The organism is Streptomyces apricus, assembly GCF_008369065.1.
Taxonomy (GTDB): Bacteria; Actinomycetota; Actinomycetes; order Streptomycetales; family Streptomycetaceae; genus Streptomyces; species Streptomyces apricus.
The window spans coordinates 168,154-183,697 of sequence record NZ_VDFC01000040.1 but is presented as its reverse complement, the minus strand read 5'-3'; the positions used below and the strand labels follow the sequence as shown (position 1 = coordinate 183,697).

The 15,544-nt window shown below is 71.5% G+C and carries 18 protein-coding genes; 9 read left to right on the top strand and 9 right to left on the bottom strand.

Going from position 1 to position 15,544, the window contains the following annotated elements; genetic code table 11:
- Positions 1 to 314 precede the first annotated feature (314 nt).
- A complete protein-coding gene (locus tag FGF04_RS13785) occupies positions 315 to 1,790 on the top strand; it encodes a sensor histidine kinase (protein ID WP_149511593.1) in 1,476 nt (491 codons plus the stop codon).
- 243 nt (positions 1,791 to 2,033) lie between these two features.
- On the opposite strand, the gene FGF04_RS13780 is transcribed toward FGF04_RS13785, so the two are convergent.
- Together FGF04_RS13780 and FGF04_RS13775 are read right to left on the bottom strand one after the other, a co-directional pair.
- Positions 2,034 to 2,291 carry a WhiB family transcriptional regulator gene (locus FGF04_RS13780; protein WP_016639615.1) on the bottom strand — a complete coding sequence of 86 codons (258 nt, stop codon included), beginning with the start codon at positions 2,289 to 2,291 and terminating at the stop codon, positions 2,034 to 2,036.
- 317 nt (positions 2,292 to 2,608) lie between these two features.
- Positions 2,609 to 3,577: a diacylglycerol/lipid kinase family protein gene (locus FGF04_RS13775; RefSeq protein ID WP_149511592.1), complete on the bottom strand. Its 969-nt coding sequence runs from the start codon at positions 3,575 to 3,577 to the stop codon at positions 2,609 to 2,611.
- Positions 3,578 to 3,667: 90 nt separating this feature from the next.
- On the opposite strand from FGF04_RS13775, the gene FGF04_RS13770 reads away from it, so the two are divergent.
- Positions 3,668 to 4,111: a hypothetical protein gene (locus FGF04_RS13770; protein ID WP_149511591.1), complete on the top strand. Its 444-nt coding sequence runs from the start codon at positions 3,668 to 3,670 to the stop codon at positions 4,109 to 4,111.
- Positions 4,112 to 4,165: 54 nt separating this feature from the next.
- On the opposite strand, the gene FGF04_RS13765 is transcribed toward FGF04_RS13770, so the two are convergent.
- The 3 genes from FGF04_RS13765 to FGF04_RS13755 all read right to left on the bottom strand — a co-directional run bounded on the left by FGF04_RS13765 (position 4,166) and on the right by FGF04_RS13755 (position 6,233).
- Positions 4,166 to 5,290, bottom strand: a complete 1,125-nt coding sequence (locus tag FGF04_RS13765) for an RNA polymerase sigma factor SigF (protein WP_408055617.1) — start codon at positions 5,288 to 5,290, stop codon at positions 4,166 to 4,168.
- A gap of 17 nt (positions 5,291 to 5,307) precedes the next feature.
- The gene (locus FGF04_RS13760; protein WP_149511589.1) at positions 5,308 to 5,721 is read right to left on the bottom strand and encodes an ATP-binding protein; all 414 of its coding nucleotides are present in this window, start codon (positions 5,719 to 5,721) and stop codon (positions 5,308 to 5,310) included.
- A gap of 251 nt (positions 5,722 to 5,972) precedes the next feature.
- The gene (locus FGF04_RS13755; RefSeq protein ID WP_149511588.1) at positions 5,973 to 6,233 is read right to left on the bottom strand and encodes a UBP-type zinc finger domain-containing protein; all 261 of its coding nucleotides are present in this window, start codon (positions 6,231 to 6,233) and stop codon (positions 5,973 to 5,975) included.
- A 61-nt stretch (positions 6,234 to 6,294) separates the two neighbouring features.
- On the opposite strand from FGF04_RS13755, the gene FGF04_RS13750 reads away from it, so the two are divergent.
- Positions 6,295 to 7,890, top strand: a complete 1,596-nt coding sequence (locus tag FGF04_RS13750; RefSeq protein ID WP_149511587.1) for a Na+/H+ antiporter — start codon at positions 6,295 to 6,297, stop codon at positions 7,888 to 7,890.
- A 19-nt stretch (positions 7,891 to 7,909) separates the two neighbouring features.
- Here FGF04_RS13750 and FGF04_RS13745 read toward each other — a convergent pair whose 3' ends face one another.
- The 3 genes from FGF04_RS13745 to FGF04_RS13735 all read right to left on the bottom strand — a co-directional run bounded on the left by FGF04_RS13745 (position 7,910) and on the right by FGF04_RS13735 (position 9,917).
- A complete protein-coding gene (locus FGF04_RS13745) occupies positions 7,910 to 8,851 on the bottom strand; it encodes a 1-aminocyclopropane-1-carboxylate deaminase/D-cysteine desulfhydrase (protein ID WP_408055616.1) in 942 nt (313 codons plus the stop codon).
- Positions 8,852 to 8,941: 90 nt separating this feature from the next.
- Positions 8,942 to 9,520 carry an N-acetylmuramoyl-L-alanine amidase gene (locus tag FGF04_RS13740; RefSeq protein ID WP_149511586.1) on the bottom strand — a complete coding sequence of 193 codons (579 nt, stop codon included), beginning with the start codon at positions 9,518 to 9,520 and terminating at the stop codon, positions 8,942 to 8,944.
- Between the two features lie 163 nt (positions 9,521 to 9,683).
- Positions 9,684 to 9,917, bottom strand: coding sequence for a hypothetical protein (locus tag FGF04_RS13735; protein WP_149511585.1), 234 nt, complete (start codon positions 9,915 to 9,917; stop codon positions 9,684 to 9,686).
- A 235-nt stretch (positions 9,918 to 10,152) separates the two neighbouring features.
- Here FGF04_RS13735 and FGF04_RS13730 point away from each other — a divergent pair, with 235 nt between their 5' ends.
- Together FGF04_RS13730 and FGF04_RS13725 are read left to right on the top strand one after the other, a co-directional pair.
- Positions 10,153 to 11,559, top strand: a complete 1,407-nt coding sequence (locus FGF04_RS13730) for a family 2B encapsulin nanocompartment shell protein (protein WP_149511584.1) — start codon at positions 10,153 to 10,155, stop codon at positions 11,557 to 11,559.
- Between the two features lie 112 nt (positions 11,560 to 11,671).
- Positions 11,672 to 12,790, top strand: coding sequence for a family 2 encapsulin nanocompartment cargo protein polyprenyl transferase (locus FGF04_RS13725; protein WP_149511583.1), 1,119 nt, complete (start codon positions 11,672 to 11,674; stop codon positions 12,788 to 12,790).
- Positions 12,791 to 13,077: 287 nt separating this feature from the next.
- Here the strand turns inward: FGF04_RS13725 and FGF04_RS13720 are convergent, their stop codons facing one another.
- The gene (locus tag FGF04_RS13720) at positions 13,078 to 13,674 is read right to left on the bottom strand and encodes a TetR/AcrR family transcriptional regulator (RefSeq protein WP_149511582.1); all 597 of its coding nucleotides are present in this window, start codon (positions 13,672 to 13,674) and stop codon (positions 13,078 to 13,080) included.
- Positions 13,675 to 13,793: 119 nt separating this feature from the next.
- On the opposite strand from FGF04_RS13720, the gene FGF04_RS13715 reads away from it, so the two are divergent.
- From FGF04_RS13715 to FGF04_RS13700, 4 genes are all read left to right on the top strand, one after another.
- Positions 13,794 to 14,378 (top strand): dihydrofolate reductase family protein, encoded by a 585-nt coding sequence (locus tag FGF04_RS13715; RefSeq protein WP_149511581.1) that lies wholly within the window; start codon positions 13,794 to 13,796, stop codon positions 14,376 to 14,378.
- Positions 14,379 to 14,438: 60 nt separating this feature from the next.
- Positions 14,439 to 14,657 (top strand): hypothetical protein, encoded by a 219-nt coding sequence (locus FGF04_RS13710; RefSeq protein WP_149511580.1) that lies wholly within the window; start codon positions 14,439 to 14,441, stop codon positions 14,655 to 14,657.
- 97 nt (positions 14,658 to 14,754) lie between these two features.
- Positions 14,755 to 15,168, top strand: a complete 414-nt coding sequence (locus FGF04_RS13705; RefSeq protein WP_149511579.1) for a YciI family protein — start codon at positions 14,755 to 14,757, stop codon at positions 15,166 to 15,168.
- On the top strand, positions 15,165 to 15,544 hold a 380-nt coding region (locus tag FGF04_RS13700), incomplete at its 3' end, for a sigma factor (protein WP_268893774.1). The genes FGF04_RS13705 and FGF04_RS13700, both read left to right, overlap by 4 nt.

Here is a 15,544-nt window from a genome sequence, read left to right as displayed (position 1 = left end):
CCAGAATCCTAGGCAAAGCCTGAGTACGGAATCGCACGATCGAGTGACAGCACGACCGAGCCAGCTGTATGACCGAGCCTCCGTCCTCCCCGCACAGGAGGGCGGATCGAGGACCCGGCGCTCTCTGCCCTGACTGCACCGGATCCTCGTCCTTCGGCCGACCGGGACCGCACACCCCACGGCCGATGTTGCTCCGGGCTGCGGTGCCGGGAGGGTCGAGGGTCCCTCCCAGGCGCCGCGGCCCGCGGGTGCCCCGGACGCCCCGCGACGGCCGATTTCCTGCCTTGTCGTACGCGACGGGTACGCTCGCACACGTGCCCTCCATGAACGACCTCGTCCGCCAGCACACCGCGCTCGGTGACTCCGACCTCGAGTGGCTGCACCTGCTGGTCTCGGAGTGGCAGCTGCTCTCCGACCTCTCCTTCGCCGACCTCGTCCTGTGGGTCCCCACCCGCGACGGCACCCGTTACGTCTCGGTCGCCCAGATGAGGCCCAACACCGGCCCCACCTCGTACCAGGACGACATGGTCGGCCACCTCGTCCCGCGCGGCCGCCGCCCCATGCTGGACGCCGCCCTGGACGAGGGCCGGATCGTGCGCGAGGGCGATCCGGAATGGCGCGAGGAGGTCCCCGTACGGGTGGAGTCCATCCCCGTGCGCAGGGAGGGCCGCGTCCTCGGCGTCATCGCCCGCAACACCAACCTCCTCACGGTGCGCACGCCCTCCCGACTCGAACTCACCTACCTGCAGAGCGCGTCCGACCTCGCCCAGATGATCGCGGCCGGCTCCTTCCCGTTCCCCGACCAGCAGGTCGACATGGACGCCTCGCCGCGCGTGGGCGACGGGCTGATCCGGGTGGACGCGGACGGCGTCGTCCAGTACGCGTCCCCGAACGCGCTGTCGGCGTACCACCGCCTCGGCCTCGCCGCCGACCTGGTGGGACACCACCTCGGCCGGACCACGGCCGAACTCGCCCCGTCGAGGGGCCCGGTGGACGAGGCGCTGGCCAAGGTCGCCAGCGGCTGGGCGCCCCGCGAGTTCGAGATCGAGAGCAACGACGGCGTGATCCAGCTGCGCGCGATCCCGCTCAAACCCAAGGGCACCCGCGTCGGTTCCCTGGTCCTGCTGCGGGACGTGACGGAACTGCGCCGCCGCGAGCGCGAGTTGATCACCAAGGACGCGACCATCCGGGAGATCCACCACCGGGTGAAGAACAACCTCCAGACGGTCGCGGCCCTGCTCCGGCTGCAGGCCCGCCGCATCGAGTCCGACCGGGGCCGCGAGGCCCTGGAGGAGGCGGTGCGCCGGGTCGGCTCGATCGCCATCGTGCACGAGACGCTCTCCCAGAACCTGGACGAGCGCGTGGAGTTCGACGAGATCGCCGACCGGGTGCTGGCCATGGTCGCCGAGATCTCACCGGGCAAGGTCACCGGCCGGCGCACGGGCCGCTTCGGCATACTCGACGCCGAGGTCGCGACCCCGCTGTCCATGGTCCTCACCGAGATCCTGCAGAACGCGCTGGAGCACGGCTTCCGCGAGGGCGAGCGGGGCACGGTCGAGGTCTCCGCGGTCCGCGGCGGCACCTCGAAGGAGACCCGCCTCCTGGTCACGGTCCAGGACGACGGGGTGGGCCTGCCCGAGGGCTTCGACCCGCACCGCTCGGGCAACCTCGGTCTGCAGATCGTGCGGACCCTGGTGGAGGGCGAGCTGGGCGGCACCTTCGACATGGTCCCGGGCCCGGAGCGCGGCACCCAGGTCGTGCTGGACGTCCCGGTGCGCTCGTCCAAGTAGCCCGTCCGGGCGACGCGAACACGCTGCGTGACGCCCACCCGTGGGCCCGGTGGCGGACCGGGCGCGTGGCAGGCGGTGAGCACGCGATCGCAAACAGCAATGAGCCCCGGACCACTGGGTGGTCCGGGGCTCAGAGTGTCATTCGGTTCTGCGCATCGGGGGTACTGCGCGCTGCGGCTCGGGGGCGGGAGATGCGTACTCGCTGTACGCGCCGCCAAGCTCAGGCTGTTGTGGGGCGGGTTGTCAGGCGGAGGCCTGACGGGCCCTGTTGCGGGCGGCGCGGCGCTTCATCGCGCGGCGCTCGTCCTCGCTGAGACCACCCCAGACGCCGGAGTCCTGGCCGGACTCGAGCGCCCACTGCAGGCACTGCTCCATGACGGGGCAGCGACGGCAGACGGCCTTGGCTTCCTCGATCTGCAGCAGCGCAGGACCGGTGTTGCCGATGGGGAAGAAGAGCTCGGGGTCTTCCTCGCGGCAAACGGCGTTGTGACGCCAGTCCATGGCTGCTACCTCTCCTTGGTATTACATGCACGTTGCTTGTGAATGTGAACGCTTTCACGAATCCCTCAACAAGTGAAGGGCCGACTACCAGACGGACTGGTGTGGTCCTTGAAGTGAGGAGGGGTTCCGGCGCTCTGTGGGGGCGATGGTGCGGCCCGTCCCGAGCGCCACGTAGAGACTCGCAAACCTCAGCGGCGGATACAACCCCTACCGGAAAGTTTTTTTTGATTCCTCGGTGTCGACTAGGTCACAGCCGTACTTCCATGGGGTGGATCCTGGCCTAAACGTTCGAGTGGAAGGACTTTAGCCCGTTCCGCTCACACAATCACACGCAGTGCACGGCGAACGCCTGTGAACGCGACGCTCGTACGCAGTCCGAGGTGGTCGCCGTCCATCTGCAGGGGTAGCGGCACCTTCGAATGCAAGGTGAAGTCGGTCAGATCGTGCAGGGACACCGCGTGCTTGCCATGGGGTCCCCGGTCGGGGGACGAAGTGAGCAACTGGGTCCCATACCGGGCAACCGCACCGGTCGACATCCGGCTGAGACCCAGTACGTCGAGCCCGGTATCGAACGAGGCCTTAGGTGACGCGTACACCGGGCGATTGCCCAGATAAGTCCAGGGGGAGGTGTTGCAGACTATCGACAGGACCAGGTCGTCCACCGGGTCCGCGCCCGCCCGCTCCAGGGTGATGGTGCCGCGGCGGCGGTGGGTCTCCCCGAAGAACTGCCGCATCGCCTGGCGCAGGTACAGCGAGTGCGTCGAGCGCTTGCCGCGTTCGCGGTGCTGTTCGACCCGGCCGACCACGCCGGCGTCGAAGCCGAGGCCCGCGTTGAAGGTGAACCAGCGGGCCGGGACCGCCTCGTCCTCGGTGCCCGGGGTGCCCGCGGCGAGACCGAGGCCCACCGTGCGCTCGCGGCCCTCCCGCAGGGCGTCTAGCAGGGCGCCCGTCGCCTCGACGGCGTCGTTGGGCAGGCCCAGGGCGCGGGCGAAGACGTTGGTGGAGCCGCCGGGGACGACGGCGAAGCCCGGCAGCCGGTCGGGGTCGGGACCGTCGTGCAGCAGACCGTTCACGACCTCGTTGACCGTGCCGTCGCCGCCGAGGGCCACGACCAGTTCTATGTCCTTGCTCTCCGCGGCCTGCCGGCCGAGGTCCCTGGCGTGCCCGCGGTACTCGGTCGTGACCGCTTCGAGCTTCATCTCGCTCGCCAGGGCGTGGATCAAGACGTCACGCGTGCGTGCACTGGTGGTGGTTGCTGCCGGATTGACCACGAGAAGTGCACGCATGCGATGCAGCGTACCCACCACGTGGTACTCGTCCCATACCGAGGTGGGATCGGGCGGGAGCGGGCCGAGGGCGAGGGCTACCCTTCAGGGGTGAGCCCTCAGCAGAATCCCACCCCGGAGACCACCGACACCGAGCCCCGCCCCGGGCGGCTGACCGCGGCTGCCGCGCTCACCGCGCTGGAGGGGGCCGCACTGGTCGTCGGAGGCGTCTACCTGCTCGTGATGGGCCTCACCGGCCATCCGGACGACCGGGGCCAGGCCGTCACCGGAGGGGTGACGCTGATCGTGCTCGCCCTGCTGCCGCTGCTGGCGGCGCGGGGCCTGCTGCTGCGGCGCAGCTGGAGCCGGGGGCCCGCGATCATCACCCAGATCATGGCGCTGCCCGTCGCGTACAACCTGCTCCGGGCCGACAGCATCGCCATCCCCGGCGGGATCGCCCTGGCGGTGGTGGCGGTCGCGACCCTGGTGCTGATCCTGAACCCCGAGACGACGCGTGCGCTGGGGATCACCGGGCCGGGCGGCCTGCGGGAGTAGCCGCGCCGACGGCTCCCGCGCCCCTCGCGGGGCGCGAGCGGTGGGTGGTGCGTCCTACTCCTCGACCAGCAGCTTCTCGCGGAGCTGGGCCAGGGTCCGGGCCAGCAGCCGCGAGACGTGCATCTGCGAGATGCCGACCTCCTGGGCGATCTGCGACTGGGTCATGTTCGCGAAGAAGCGCAGCAGCAGGATGCGCTTCTCGCGCGGAGGCAGATCCTCCAGGAGTGGCTTGAGGGATTCGCGGTACTCGACTCCCTCCAGCGCCTCGTCCTCGGAGCCGAGGGTGTCCGCGACGGCCGGGGACTCGTCGTCCGTGTCCGGCACGTCCAGGGACAGCGTGGAGTAGGCGTTCGCCGACTCCAGGCCCTCCAGGACCTCCTCCTCCGAGATGGCCAGCTTCTCGGCCAGCTCGTGCACGGTGGGGGAGCGGCCGTGCAGCTGCGACAGCTCCGCGGTCGCCGTGGTCAGCGCGAGCCGCAGCTCCTGCAGCCGGCGCGGCACGCGCACCGCCCAGCCCTTGTCCCGGAAGTGCCGCTTGATCTCGCCCACGACCGTCGGGGTCGCGTACGTCGAGAACTCGACGCCGCGCTCCGGGTCGAAGCGATCGACCGACTTGATCAGGCCGATGGTCGCGACCTGCGTGAGGTCGTCCAGCGGCTCGCCGCGGTTGCGGAAGCGGCGCGCGAGGTGCTCCACGAGCGGCAGGTGCATGCGGACCAGCTGGTTGCGCAGTTCCGCGTACTCCCGGCTGGTGGCGTCCAGCTCGCGCAGTTCGACGAACTTGGCCCGCGCCCCGCTCCGGTTGTGCGAGTCGTGCGATGCTCCCGACGCGCCGTTGTCGGCATTTCGTTCGTGCTCGTGCTGCTCGCCCATGATCCCGCCCGTCACGCGCCGCCGCCCTTCCGAGGACGTCTCCCCCGACTCCGTCCGGGAGGACCCCCACTGCGCGGCGACGTCCGGATCGTCTCGCCCGTCACTGCCGGAGGGCGCCTCGCGCCCGTCCTCGCCGGCCGGTTCGCCCGCAGAGGCACCGGCCGCCGACGGAGCACTGTCCTCCGGATGCGGCCGGGCCTGCTGTTCGGGGATGCCGTCGACGCCCTCCGCCGGAGGCCGGGGCCCGCCGGGGCCGCCTTCGCCCCCGGCGGAAAGTTCCCGTGTGCCGCGCTCTTCGTCCCGCACCGGCCCGTCCCCGTTCCTCACGCCGGCCCGGGTCCCGCGCCGCGCTGTTTGTAGAGGCTGATCGAAACGGTTCTGTCGTCGGCCACCGACGAGGAGACCTTGCCGGCGAGGGCCGACAGCACGGTCCACGCGAAGGTGTCCCGCGCCGGGGCGTGGCCGTCGGTGGTCGGGGCCGAGACGGTCACCTCAAGCGAGTCGTCGATCAGGCGGAAGACACAGCTGAGCACGGAGCCCGGCACCGCCTGTTGCAACAGGATCGCGCACGCCTCGTCCACGGCGATGCGCAAGTCCTCGATCTCGTCGAGGGTGAAGTCCAAACGCGCCGCGAGGCCGGCCGTGGCCGTGCGCAGCACCGACAGGTAGGCACCCGCGGCCGGCAGCCGGACTTCGACGAAGTCCTGGGTCGCGGGCTCGCCTGCGAACTGGGACACCCTCACCTCCAAGGTGGTACAAGCTCTTTCGGGGGCCGAGGGTCGCCCCCCGGGGTAACGCGCAACGTGGTTCAGCGGTGACGCTATCGCGCTCTCAGGTGTCCTGTCCCCGGGACCCCAACCCCTTGCTGTCACTCATAGTAAACCTATGTATACGCACAGTGGCTAGGGGTCTGCGGGCCCAATTGGGAAGAGCGCGCGCCGGATTGACGTACCCAGACGTCAGACGGTCGAACCGTCCGGACCGCACGTCACACCAGTACGTGGTCCACGAAGCACCAGCGCCAGTCCTCGCCCGGCTCGAAGGTGCGCATGATCGGATGCCCGGTGTCCTTGTGGTGCTCGGTGGCGTGCCGCAGCGGTGACGAGTCGCAGCAGCCCACGTGACCGCAGTCGAGGCACAGCCGCAGCTGCACCGGGTGCGTGCCCGCCGCCTCGCATTCGAGACAGGTCTCGCTCAGGGGGGCGGGTTCGGGATGCGGCAGCGCGTCGGCGTGCGTGCACTGTTTCATGATTGCCAGATTACGTCGGGTGCGCGGAAAACCGCGCCGAAAAGAAAGCTGGCCCCTAGCGATGCATGTGATGCCCCTGCTCCTGCTGATCGCGGGCAGTGCCGCAGTGGCGGGTGCCGCGCGCCGCACCCCGGTGCCCGCGCCGCTGCTGCTCGTGGCGGCGGGCCTGATCGTCTCGTACGTGCCCGGGGTGCCCGAGTACGCCCTGGACCCGCACGTGGTGCTCCCGCTGCTGCTGCCCCCGCTGCTCTACACCGCCGCCACGGACAGCTCGTACCTCGACCTGCGGGCGCAGCTGCGGCCGGTGGCGCTGCTGTCGGTCGGGTACGTCCTGTTCGCGACGCTCGTCGTCGGCTGGGTCGCGTACATGCTCGTGCCGGACCTCTCGCTCACCGCGGCCCTGGTGCTCGGCGCGGTCGTGGCGCCGCCGGACGCGGTGGCGGCCACGGCGGTGGCCCGGCGGGTCGGGCTGCCGTCGCGGGTCACCACGATCCTCCAGGGCGAGTCCCTGGTGAACGACGCGACCGCGATCACCGCCTACAAGGTGGCCCTCGCCGCGGCCGTCGGCGAGGGCGCGACCTGGGCGGGCGGCATCGGGGAGTTCCTGCTCGCCGCACTGGGCGGCATCGGCGTCGGGCTCGTCCTGATGGTGCCGATCCACTGGATGCGCACCCACCTGAAGGAGGCGCTGCTGCAGAACTCCCTGTCGCTGCTCACCCCGTTCTTCGCCTACGCGGTCGCCGAGCAGGTGCACGCCTCCGGAGTGCTCGCCGTGGTCGTCGTCGCGCTCTACCTGGGCCACCGCAACTGGGAGGTCGACTTCGCCACCCGGCTCCAGGAGGAGGCGGTCTGGAAGATGGTCGCGTTCATCCTGGAGTCCGCGGTCTTCGCCCTCATCGGCCTCCAGCTCCCGGTGATCCTCAAGGGCCTCGGCGAGTACGAGGGGGCCCGCGCCGCCTGGTACGCGGTGGCCCTCTTCGCGGTCGTCGTCCTGACCCGGTTCGTGTGGGTGTATCCCGCCACCTTCCTGCCGCGCCTGCTCTCCGCGCGGATCAGGGAACGGGAGGAGAACCCCACCTGGAAGGGGTCCTTCATCATCGGCTGGGCCGGCATGAGGGGCGTGGTCTCGCTCGCCATCGCCTTCTCGATCCCGCTCACCGTGCACGGCGGCGAGGACTTCGAGGGCCGCAACATGATCCTCTTCCTGACCTTCACGACGGTCATCGGGACGCTCGTCGTCCAGGGGCTGACGCTGCCGCCGCTCATCCGCATGCTGAAACTCCCCCAGCGGGACCAGCAGGCCGAGACCCTGGCGGAGGCGAACGCCCAGGCGCAGGCCTCCCGGGCCGCCGAGCGGCGCCTGGAGGAACTCCTGTCCGACGAGCGCAACGCCCTCCCGCCGCCCCTCGCCGACCGGCTGCGCACGGTCCTGGAGCGCCGCCGCAACGCCGTCTGGGAGCGCCTGGGCCAGGTCAACGCCGTCACCGGCGAGACCGTGGACGACACCTACCGGCGGCTGTCCCGGGAGATGATCAGCGCCGAGCGCGAGGTGTTCGTGAAGCTGCGGGACGGCCGCCACATCGACGACGAGATGCTGCGCACCCTGCTGCGCCGCTTGGACCTGGAGGAGGCCGCCGCGTTCCGCGAGGGCACCTAGACCTGGACGACGCCGTGCACTACGACGGTCCGGGCGTGCCCGTGATCACGGCCGCGACCGTCGTCCCGCGCGGGAACGCGCCCTCCCCGGCGAGGGTCATGAGTCCGTAGAGCGACTTGGCGACATAGAGACGTTCGACGGGCAGGGCGTGGCGCTGCTCGAAATCGGCCGCGAACGCGTCGAGTTCGGCGGACGTACGGGCGTAGCCGCCGAAGTGGAACCGGTCGTCCAGCGCCCAGTCGCCGCGCGGGCCGCCGAACGCCTCCTCCTGCAGGGCGCGTACCTCCGCGCCGAGGAAGCCGCCCCTGAGGACCGGGACGCCCAGCGCGCGCTGGCCGGGGGAGAGGCCCGCGGCCAGGCCCGCCAGCGTGCCGCCCGTGCCGCAGGCGAGCACGACGACGTCGGCCAGGCCGCGCAGCTCCTCGCCCAGCGCCGCGCAGCCCCGCACGGCAAGGGCGTTGCTGCCGCCCTCCGGGACCACGTACGCCTCCTCGCAGCCGGTCGCGCGCACCAGGGCGGCCAGGGTCTCCGGCTCGCCCTTGCGGCGGTACGTCGACCGGTCGACGAAGTGCAGCCGCATCCCGTCGGCCGCGCACCGGGCGAGGGACGGGTTGAGCGGCCGGCCCGCGAGCTCCTGACCGCGGACCACGCCGACGGTCGGCAGCCCCAGGAGGCGGCCGGCCGCGGCGGTGGCCCGCAGGTGGTTGGAGTACGCGCCGCCGAAGGTCAGGACCGTGCGGCCAGCCGCCGCCGCGAGGTTCGGGGCCAGCTTGCGCCACTTGTTGCCGATCAGCTCCGGATGGATCAGATCGTCCCGCTTGAGCAGCAGCCGCACGCCGTGCCGCGCGAAACGCTCGTCCACGGCCTCCCGCAGCGGCGACGGCAGTCGCGGCCGCAGGACGCCGCGGACGGGGCCCGCGCCGGCGGCGGAGCCGGCCTCAGGAGTGTCGGGGCTGGTCACACCCCCATTGTCGGACACGCGTCCGAGCGACACGCGGGATCGCGCCCAGGCCACCGCGGCGCCGCGCCGGGGCCACCGTGACACCGCGCGTCACTGCAGGCGGTCGCGGATGCGGGCCCGCATGGAGGCCATCGTGAAACCGCGGGGATCGATCTTGCCCGGCTGCCATTCGAGATGGCCTATCACCGAGCGCTCCGTCCAGCCGTGGTGACGGCAGATCGCCGCCGCGACCCGCTCGACGGCCTCCAGCTGGGCCGCCGGCCAGGGGTCCTCCCCGTCGCCGAGGTTCTCGCACTCGAAGCCGTAGAAGTGGCGGTTGCCGTCGGTGTTCGCCTCGTTGTCGGCCGGCAGCGCCCGCTCGGCGATGACCGCGCGCAGCACGTCGTCGTCACCGAGGCCCGCGTGGTTGGCGCGGCCGTGGCCCACGAGGTGGACGCGGCCGTCCTTCGTGATCACGCCGTGGCACAACGGGCCCGGCAGCCCGCTGTATCCGTCACGGCATATCTCTACCGTCCGCTTGCTGCCCGACGTCACGGTGTGATGGATCATCACACCGTTGACCGGACCCCACGGGCCCTTGTGGTTGCGGTTGTGCGTCTCCCAGTCGCCCACCTCGACGACGGTGACTCCCTCCGCCTTGAGCCGGCTCAGCATTCTGCTCGCGGACATGGGTGAGGCCACAATTGCCTCCTCACAGTGCGCGACGGCCACCTTTCGCGGCCGCCTCGTACCGCTGCTTGTACCCGGAAGTCGCCCGCGGCGACCACCGGTTCGCCCGACGCGCGAGCGGCTGCCCGGACGGCCGCCCCGACCGCTGCCCGGGCGGCCCCGGTCAGGCGCGCAGGAAGCCGTCCCCGTGCGTCGCGATGTGGCTCTCCACCGCCTGCAGGGCCTGCTGGGTGGCCTGCGGGGAGCCGCTGCCGCGCCGCTCCGCGAGATAGGCCGCGCCGAGGGTCTTCAGCAGGTCGCCGCCGGTCCGCTGCGCCTGCACCTCGTCGATCTTCTGCTTGCCCTGCGTGAGCCCGCGCTGCGCCTGTTCCTTGGCGCGGTCCAGGAAGCCTGCCATGGCCGTCTCCTCCGTCGATCGTCCGTCCTGCCCGGTGAACGGGCGGCCCGATCTTGGAGTTCCCGGCCGAAGATCCGCGAGCTTCGCGATCCCGGACGAACCGGGCGCGCCCGGAGGCCCGCACGATGCCCCGCTTCGCAAAGATCCATTCCCGCTCTTTCGGGTAATGGCACGAGCACGCCGGGTGAGGAAGGCTTGTCCCCGCAGCTCGATGCACGATTGGGAAGGACGTCTCATGTCGGTAGGCGAAGAGATCCGCGCGGACCAGGACAAGCCGCAGAAGAGTCTGGGCACCTCCGCGGCGCGGAACCTGGCCACGACCACCAAGTCCGCACCACAGATGCAGGAGATCAGCTCACGATGGCTGCTGCGCATGCTGCCGTGGGTGAACGTGCAGGGCGGCACGTACCGAGTGAACCGCAGGCTGAGCTACTCCGTCGGAGACGGCCGCATCACGTTCGTGAAGACGGGCGACCGCGTCCAGGTCATCCCGGCGGAGCTCGGCGAGCTGCCGGCGCTGCGCTCCTACGACGACCAGGAGGTGCTCGCGGAGCTGGCCCAGCGCTGCGAGCAGCGCGAGTTCGCTCCGGGCGACGTCCTCACCTCCTTCGGCAGCCCGGCCGACGAGGTGTTCCTGCTCGCGCACGGCAGGGTCGAGAAGGTCGGCACCGGACCGTACGGCGACGACGCGGCCCTCGGGACCCTCGCCGACGGCGCCTACTTCGGCGACCAGGCGATCCTCGACCCGGACGCCATCTGGGAGTACACGGCCCGTGCGGCCACCGCCTGCACGGTCCTCACCCTGTCCCGCACGCACTTCGACCAGATCGCGGAGCGCTCCGACTCCCTGCGCGAGCACTTCGCGCAACTGCGCGCCATCCCGCACCAGCGCGCGAACAAGTACGGCGAGAAGGAGATCGACCTCGCGGCCGGCCACACCGGGGAACCGGCCATCCCCGGGACCTACGTCGACTACGACACCGCGCCGCGCGAGTACGAACTCAGCGTCGCCCAGACCGTGCTGCGCATCCACACGCGCGTGGCCGACCTCTACAACCAGCCGATGAACCAGACCGAGCAGCAGTTGCGGCTCACCGTGGAGGCGCTGAAGGAGCGCCAGGAGCACGAGCTGGTCAACAACCGGGAGTTCGGCCTGCTGCACAACTGCGAGTACGACCAGCGGCTGCAGCCCCACGACGGCGTACCGAGCCCGGACGACCTGGACGAGCTGCTCACCAGGCGGCGCGGCACCAAGATGCTGCTCGCCCATCCGCGGGCGATCTCGGCGTTCGGCCGCGAGCTCAACAAGCGGGGACTGGTCCCGGAGACCCTGGACGTGGCGGGCCACCGCATCCCCACCTGGCGCGGCGTGCCGATCTACCCGTGCAACAAGATCCCGGTCAGCGAGGCCAGGACGACCTCGATCATCGCCATGCGTACGGGCGAGGCCGAGCAGGGGGTCGTCGGGCTCCAGCAGGCGGGCATCCCGGACGAGATCGAGCCGAGCCTGTCCGTGCGGTTCATGGGCATCAGCGAACAGGCGATCATGTCGTACCTGGTGACGACGTACTACTCGGCCGCGGTCCTCGTGCCGGATGCGCTCGGCGTCCTGGAGAACGTCGAGATCGGCCGCTGGCGGTGACCTCCGGTGCGCGGCGGACCGTGTTCCCGCTCACCGGGACGGGTAGACCTCCGGTGTACGCGCCCAGCGTCAGCGGAACCGCCACCGTCCGCGCACCCTTAGAGACGGATCCATGGGTGAGCTCATGACGGAGACGCAACAGAGCCCTTCGCCTGCGGTGGAAGGACCCGGCCCGGACCGGGGACCGGTCCTCGTCAGGCAGCACGGCCCGCCCGAAACGCAGGAGGCGACCGCCGTCCTCGAACGGGCCCGCACCTCGGTCGACCCCGAACTGCGCCGGGCCGTCGAGTCGCTGCCCGCCCCGCTGCGACGGGTCGCGCTCTACCACTTCGGATGGGAGCACGCGGACGGCACCCCGGCCGCGGGGAACGCGGGCAAGGCCATCCGGCCCGCGCTCGTCCTGGCCGCGACCGCGGCGCTGGGCGGGCACCGGGCGACGGCCGTCCGGGCCGCCGCCGCGGTGGAGCTGGTGCACAACTTCACGCTGCTGCACGACGACGTGATGGACCGGGACACCACCCGCAGGCACCGGCCCACCGCCTGGGCGGTGTTCGGCGACGCCGACGCGGTCCTCACGGGAGACGCCCTGCAGGCCCTGGCCCACCGGCTGCTCGCCGGCGATCCGCATCCGGCGGCCTCTGCGGCGGCCGTGCGACTGGCCGACTGCGTCGTCGAACTCTGCGCGGGGCAGCAGGCGGACACCGCGATGGAGCGCCGCGATCCCGGGGACATCACGCTCGACGAGGTGCTCGCCATGGCCGAGGCCAAGACGGGCGCACTGCTGGGGTGCGCGTGCGCGATCGGGGCGCTGTACGCGGGCGCCGACGACGCGGACGTGGAGGCGCTGGACGCGTTCGGCCGGGAGGCCGGGCTCGCCTTCCAGTTCATCGACGACGTCATCGGGATCTGGGGGGACCCGAGGAGTACCGGCAAGCCGGCCGGGGCGGACCTCGTGGCCCGCAAGAAGTCCCTGCCCGTGGTCGCCGCGCTGGCCTCCGGCACACCGGCCGCGGCGGAACTCGCCGAGCTGTACCGGGTTCCCTACCGGGACGGTGAGCTGGAGCGCACGGCCGACGCTGTCGAGCGGGCGGGCGGCCGGGACTGGGCCCAGATACAGGCCGCCGACCGGATGGCCGCGGCACTGGACCACCTGGCCCGTGCGGTGTCGGATCCGGAGGCGGCGGAGGGGCTGCTGTCCCTGGCGGAGTTCGTGACGCGCCGCAGCGGGTGATGTCGCCGCAGGCCCGAGGAGGGGAGCCTGCGGACGCCTCGGGGGGCAACCTCTACGCCCGCACCCCTGGCCGGGCTTTGGCCGGGCCTTGAGACGCCGGAGCTCTCCTTCTCGTCCTGTACCTGACGGCGTGGCGAGGCGGAGGGGGTCCGGTGACGGTGGGCCCCGCGCATCCCCACGGTGCGCGGGACCTGCCGGTCCGTCCGGGAGGGAGCCCGGTACGCCTGCCCCGGGGCCGGTCCCGGCGGGTGCCGGCACAGGCACCGGCATCGGCGCCGGCGCCGAGGTCAGGGTTCAGGGCGCGGGACGATCGTCGTGACGATGCGGTCCACGAGTCCGTCCGGCACCGTCACGCCCGGCAGGACGCCGTCCAACACGCCCGGCAGGGTCAGATGTTCGAGGATCAGGCCGAGCATGGCCAGGTAGAGGATCGTCACGGTCTCGTCGCCGCCCGGCAGGCCCGCCGCGCGGTGGAACTCCATGCCGTCTTCGAGGTCGCCGCGGACGGTCTTCGTGTACGAGGCCCGCAGTTCGGGGCGGCGGGTGGCCTCCAGCCGCATCTCCAGCAGCCCCAGGTAACCGGTGCGGTCCCGCTGGGCACGGTCCATGAGGTCGTGCATGAAGGCCGTGATCAGGGAGCGGTCCTTCGGGGCCTCCAGGAGCCGTGCCACGAACGCCGGGTCCGGGGCCAGCCGTTCGTGGAGGCGGGCGTCGATCTGCCGGAGCAGGTCGTCGCGGCCGGTGAAGTAGTTCGAGGCGGTGCCCACCGGCACCCCGGCCTCACCGTCCACCGCGCGGAAGGTCAGTCCGCGGGCCCCCTCACGGGCCAGGACCTCCACGCCGGCGTCGACCAGGGCGGCCCGGCGCTGCGGATTGCTCGCCATCCGGAAGTCCTTCTCCCCCTTCGGTCCCGTACGGGAGATCCTCGTTTATCTCCTTGCGACCACTACAAGTGAAGCACTATGAATGGAGTGGTTCGGACAGCCTACGGAAAGAGACCGGTTTGCGAAAGCTGACGTATTTCATCGCGTGCTCGATCGACGGCTTCATCGGTGATCCGGAGGGCGACGCGGCGTCGATGTACCCGTTCGTGGACGAGGAGTTCTTCGAGTTCCTCAAGAGCGAGTACCCGGAGACCATGCCGACCCACGGCCGGCGCGCGGCGGGCGTCGACGACCTGGCGAACCAGAAGTACGACACGATCGTCCAGGGCCGCGGCAGCTACGACCTGGCGCTCCGGCTCGATGTCACCAGCCCCTACGCCCACCTGCGCGAGTACGTCGCCTCCCGCACGCTCGGGGAGTCGCCCGACCCGAACGTCGAGATCATCGCCGACGACCTGGTCGGCAGGGTCCGCGAACTCAAGGCGGAGGACGGCGACTTCGGCATCTACCTGTGCGGCGGCTCGCAGGTCGCGGGCGAACTGCTCGACGAGATCGACGAGCTCGTCGTCAAGACGTACCCCATCGTGCTGGGCAGCGGCATGCCGATGTTCGGCTCCGGGTTCGCGGTCACCGAGTTCACGCTCGGCGAGGTGCGGACCTTCGGGAACGGGGCGGTCGTGCGGACGTACAGCCGCAAGCGCTGACCGGGGGCAGGGGCCGCCGTCCGCCTTTCGGCCGGGCCCGTCCCGTCCTACCCTGAGGCCATGACCAGCGATGAGTCCGTCTGTCCGGTCTGCGAGCAGTCCGTCGACACCGTCGTGCGTCGGCACAAGACCCTGGGGGTCTTCGTGCCCGTGTGGGGCCCCGGCCCCTGCCGTGATCCCGGATGCGCCCGCCACGAGACGGACGAGGAGACCGAGGGCCCCGGGTCCGAACCGGCACCGTCCGAGAAGACCCGGACCGGTCCGGCACGGGATCTCTGAAAAACTTTCCGCGGGCGTGTAGAGAACCGCGGACCCGTTCCGACGTCCCCTCCGAGAACCGCCCACCGCGGGCGGTCCGAACCGAAGGAGCGGACCCGTGAAGTACCTCCTGATGATCCAGGGCACCCAGGCGGACCACGAGGCGCAGAGCGGCAAGGCCACCGGTGACGCGCCCGCCTGGACCGAGCAGGACCTCCGGACGATGTACGCCCACATGGGCGCCCTCAACAACGACCTCGCCGAGACCGGTGAGATCGTCGACGCCGCCGGTCTGACGGAGCCGGCCCGGGCCCGCTTCGTCGAGCTGGGCCCGGACGGCAGGACCGTGATCACCGACGGGCCCTACGGCGAGACCAAGGAGGTGCTCGCCGGCTACTGGGTGCTGGACTGCGTGAGCATGGAGCGGGTCACGGAGATCGCCGCGCGGGTCCTGGAGTGCCCGGTCCCCGCGGGCACGAAGCAGTACCCGCTGGTCATCCGGCCGATGTTCGACGCCGGCGGGGACGTGTGAGCCGTCCCCCGGAGCACCCGTCCGGCGGTGCGGACGCGATCGAGGGCCTGCTGCGCCGGCACGCGCCGCAGGTCCTCGGCGCGCTCGTACGGCGGTACGGGCACTTCGACTTCGCCGAGGACGCCGTGCAGGAGGCGCTGCTCGCGGCGGCCGGGCAGTGGCCCGGGCACGGGGTGCCGGACAACCCGCGCGGCTGGCTGATCAAGGTCGCCTCGCGGCGGCTCACCGACGTGCTGCGCAGCGAGGAGGCCCGGCGGCTGCGGGAGGAACGGGTGGCGGCCCTGACCCCGCGCGACGCGTTCACGGCGCCGCCGCCCGGCGCGGGCCGCGCCCCGTCCGAGGACGACACGCTCACCCTGCTCCTCCTGTGCTGCCA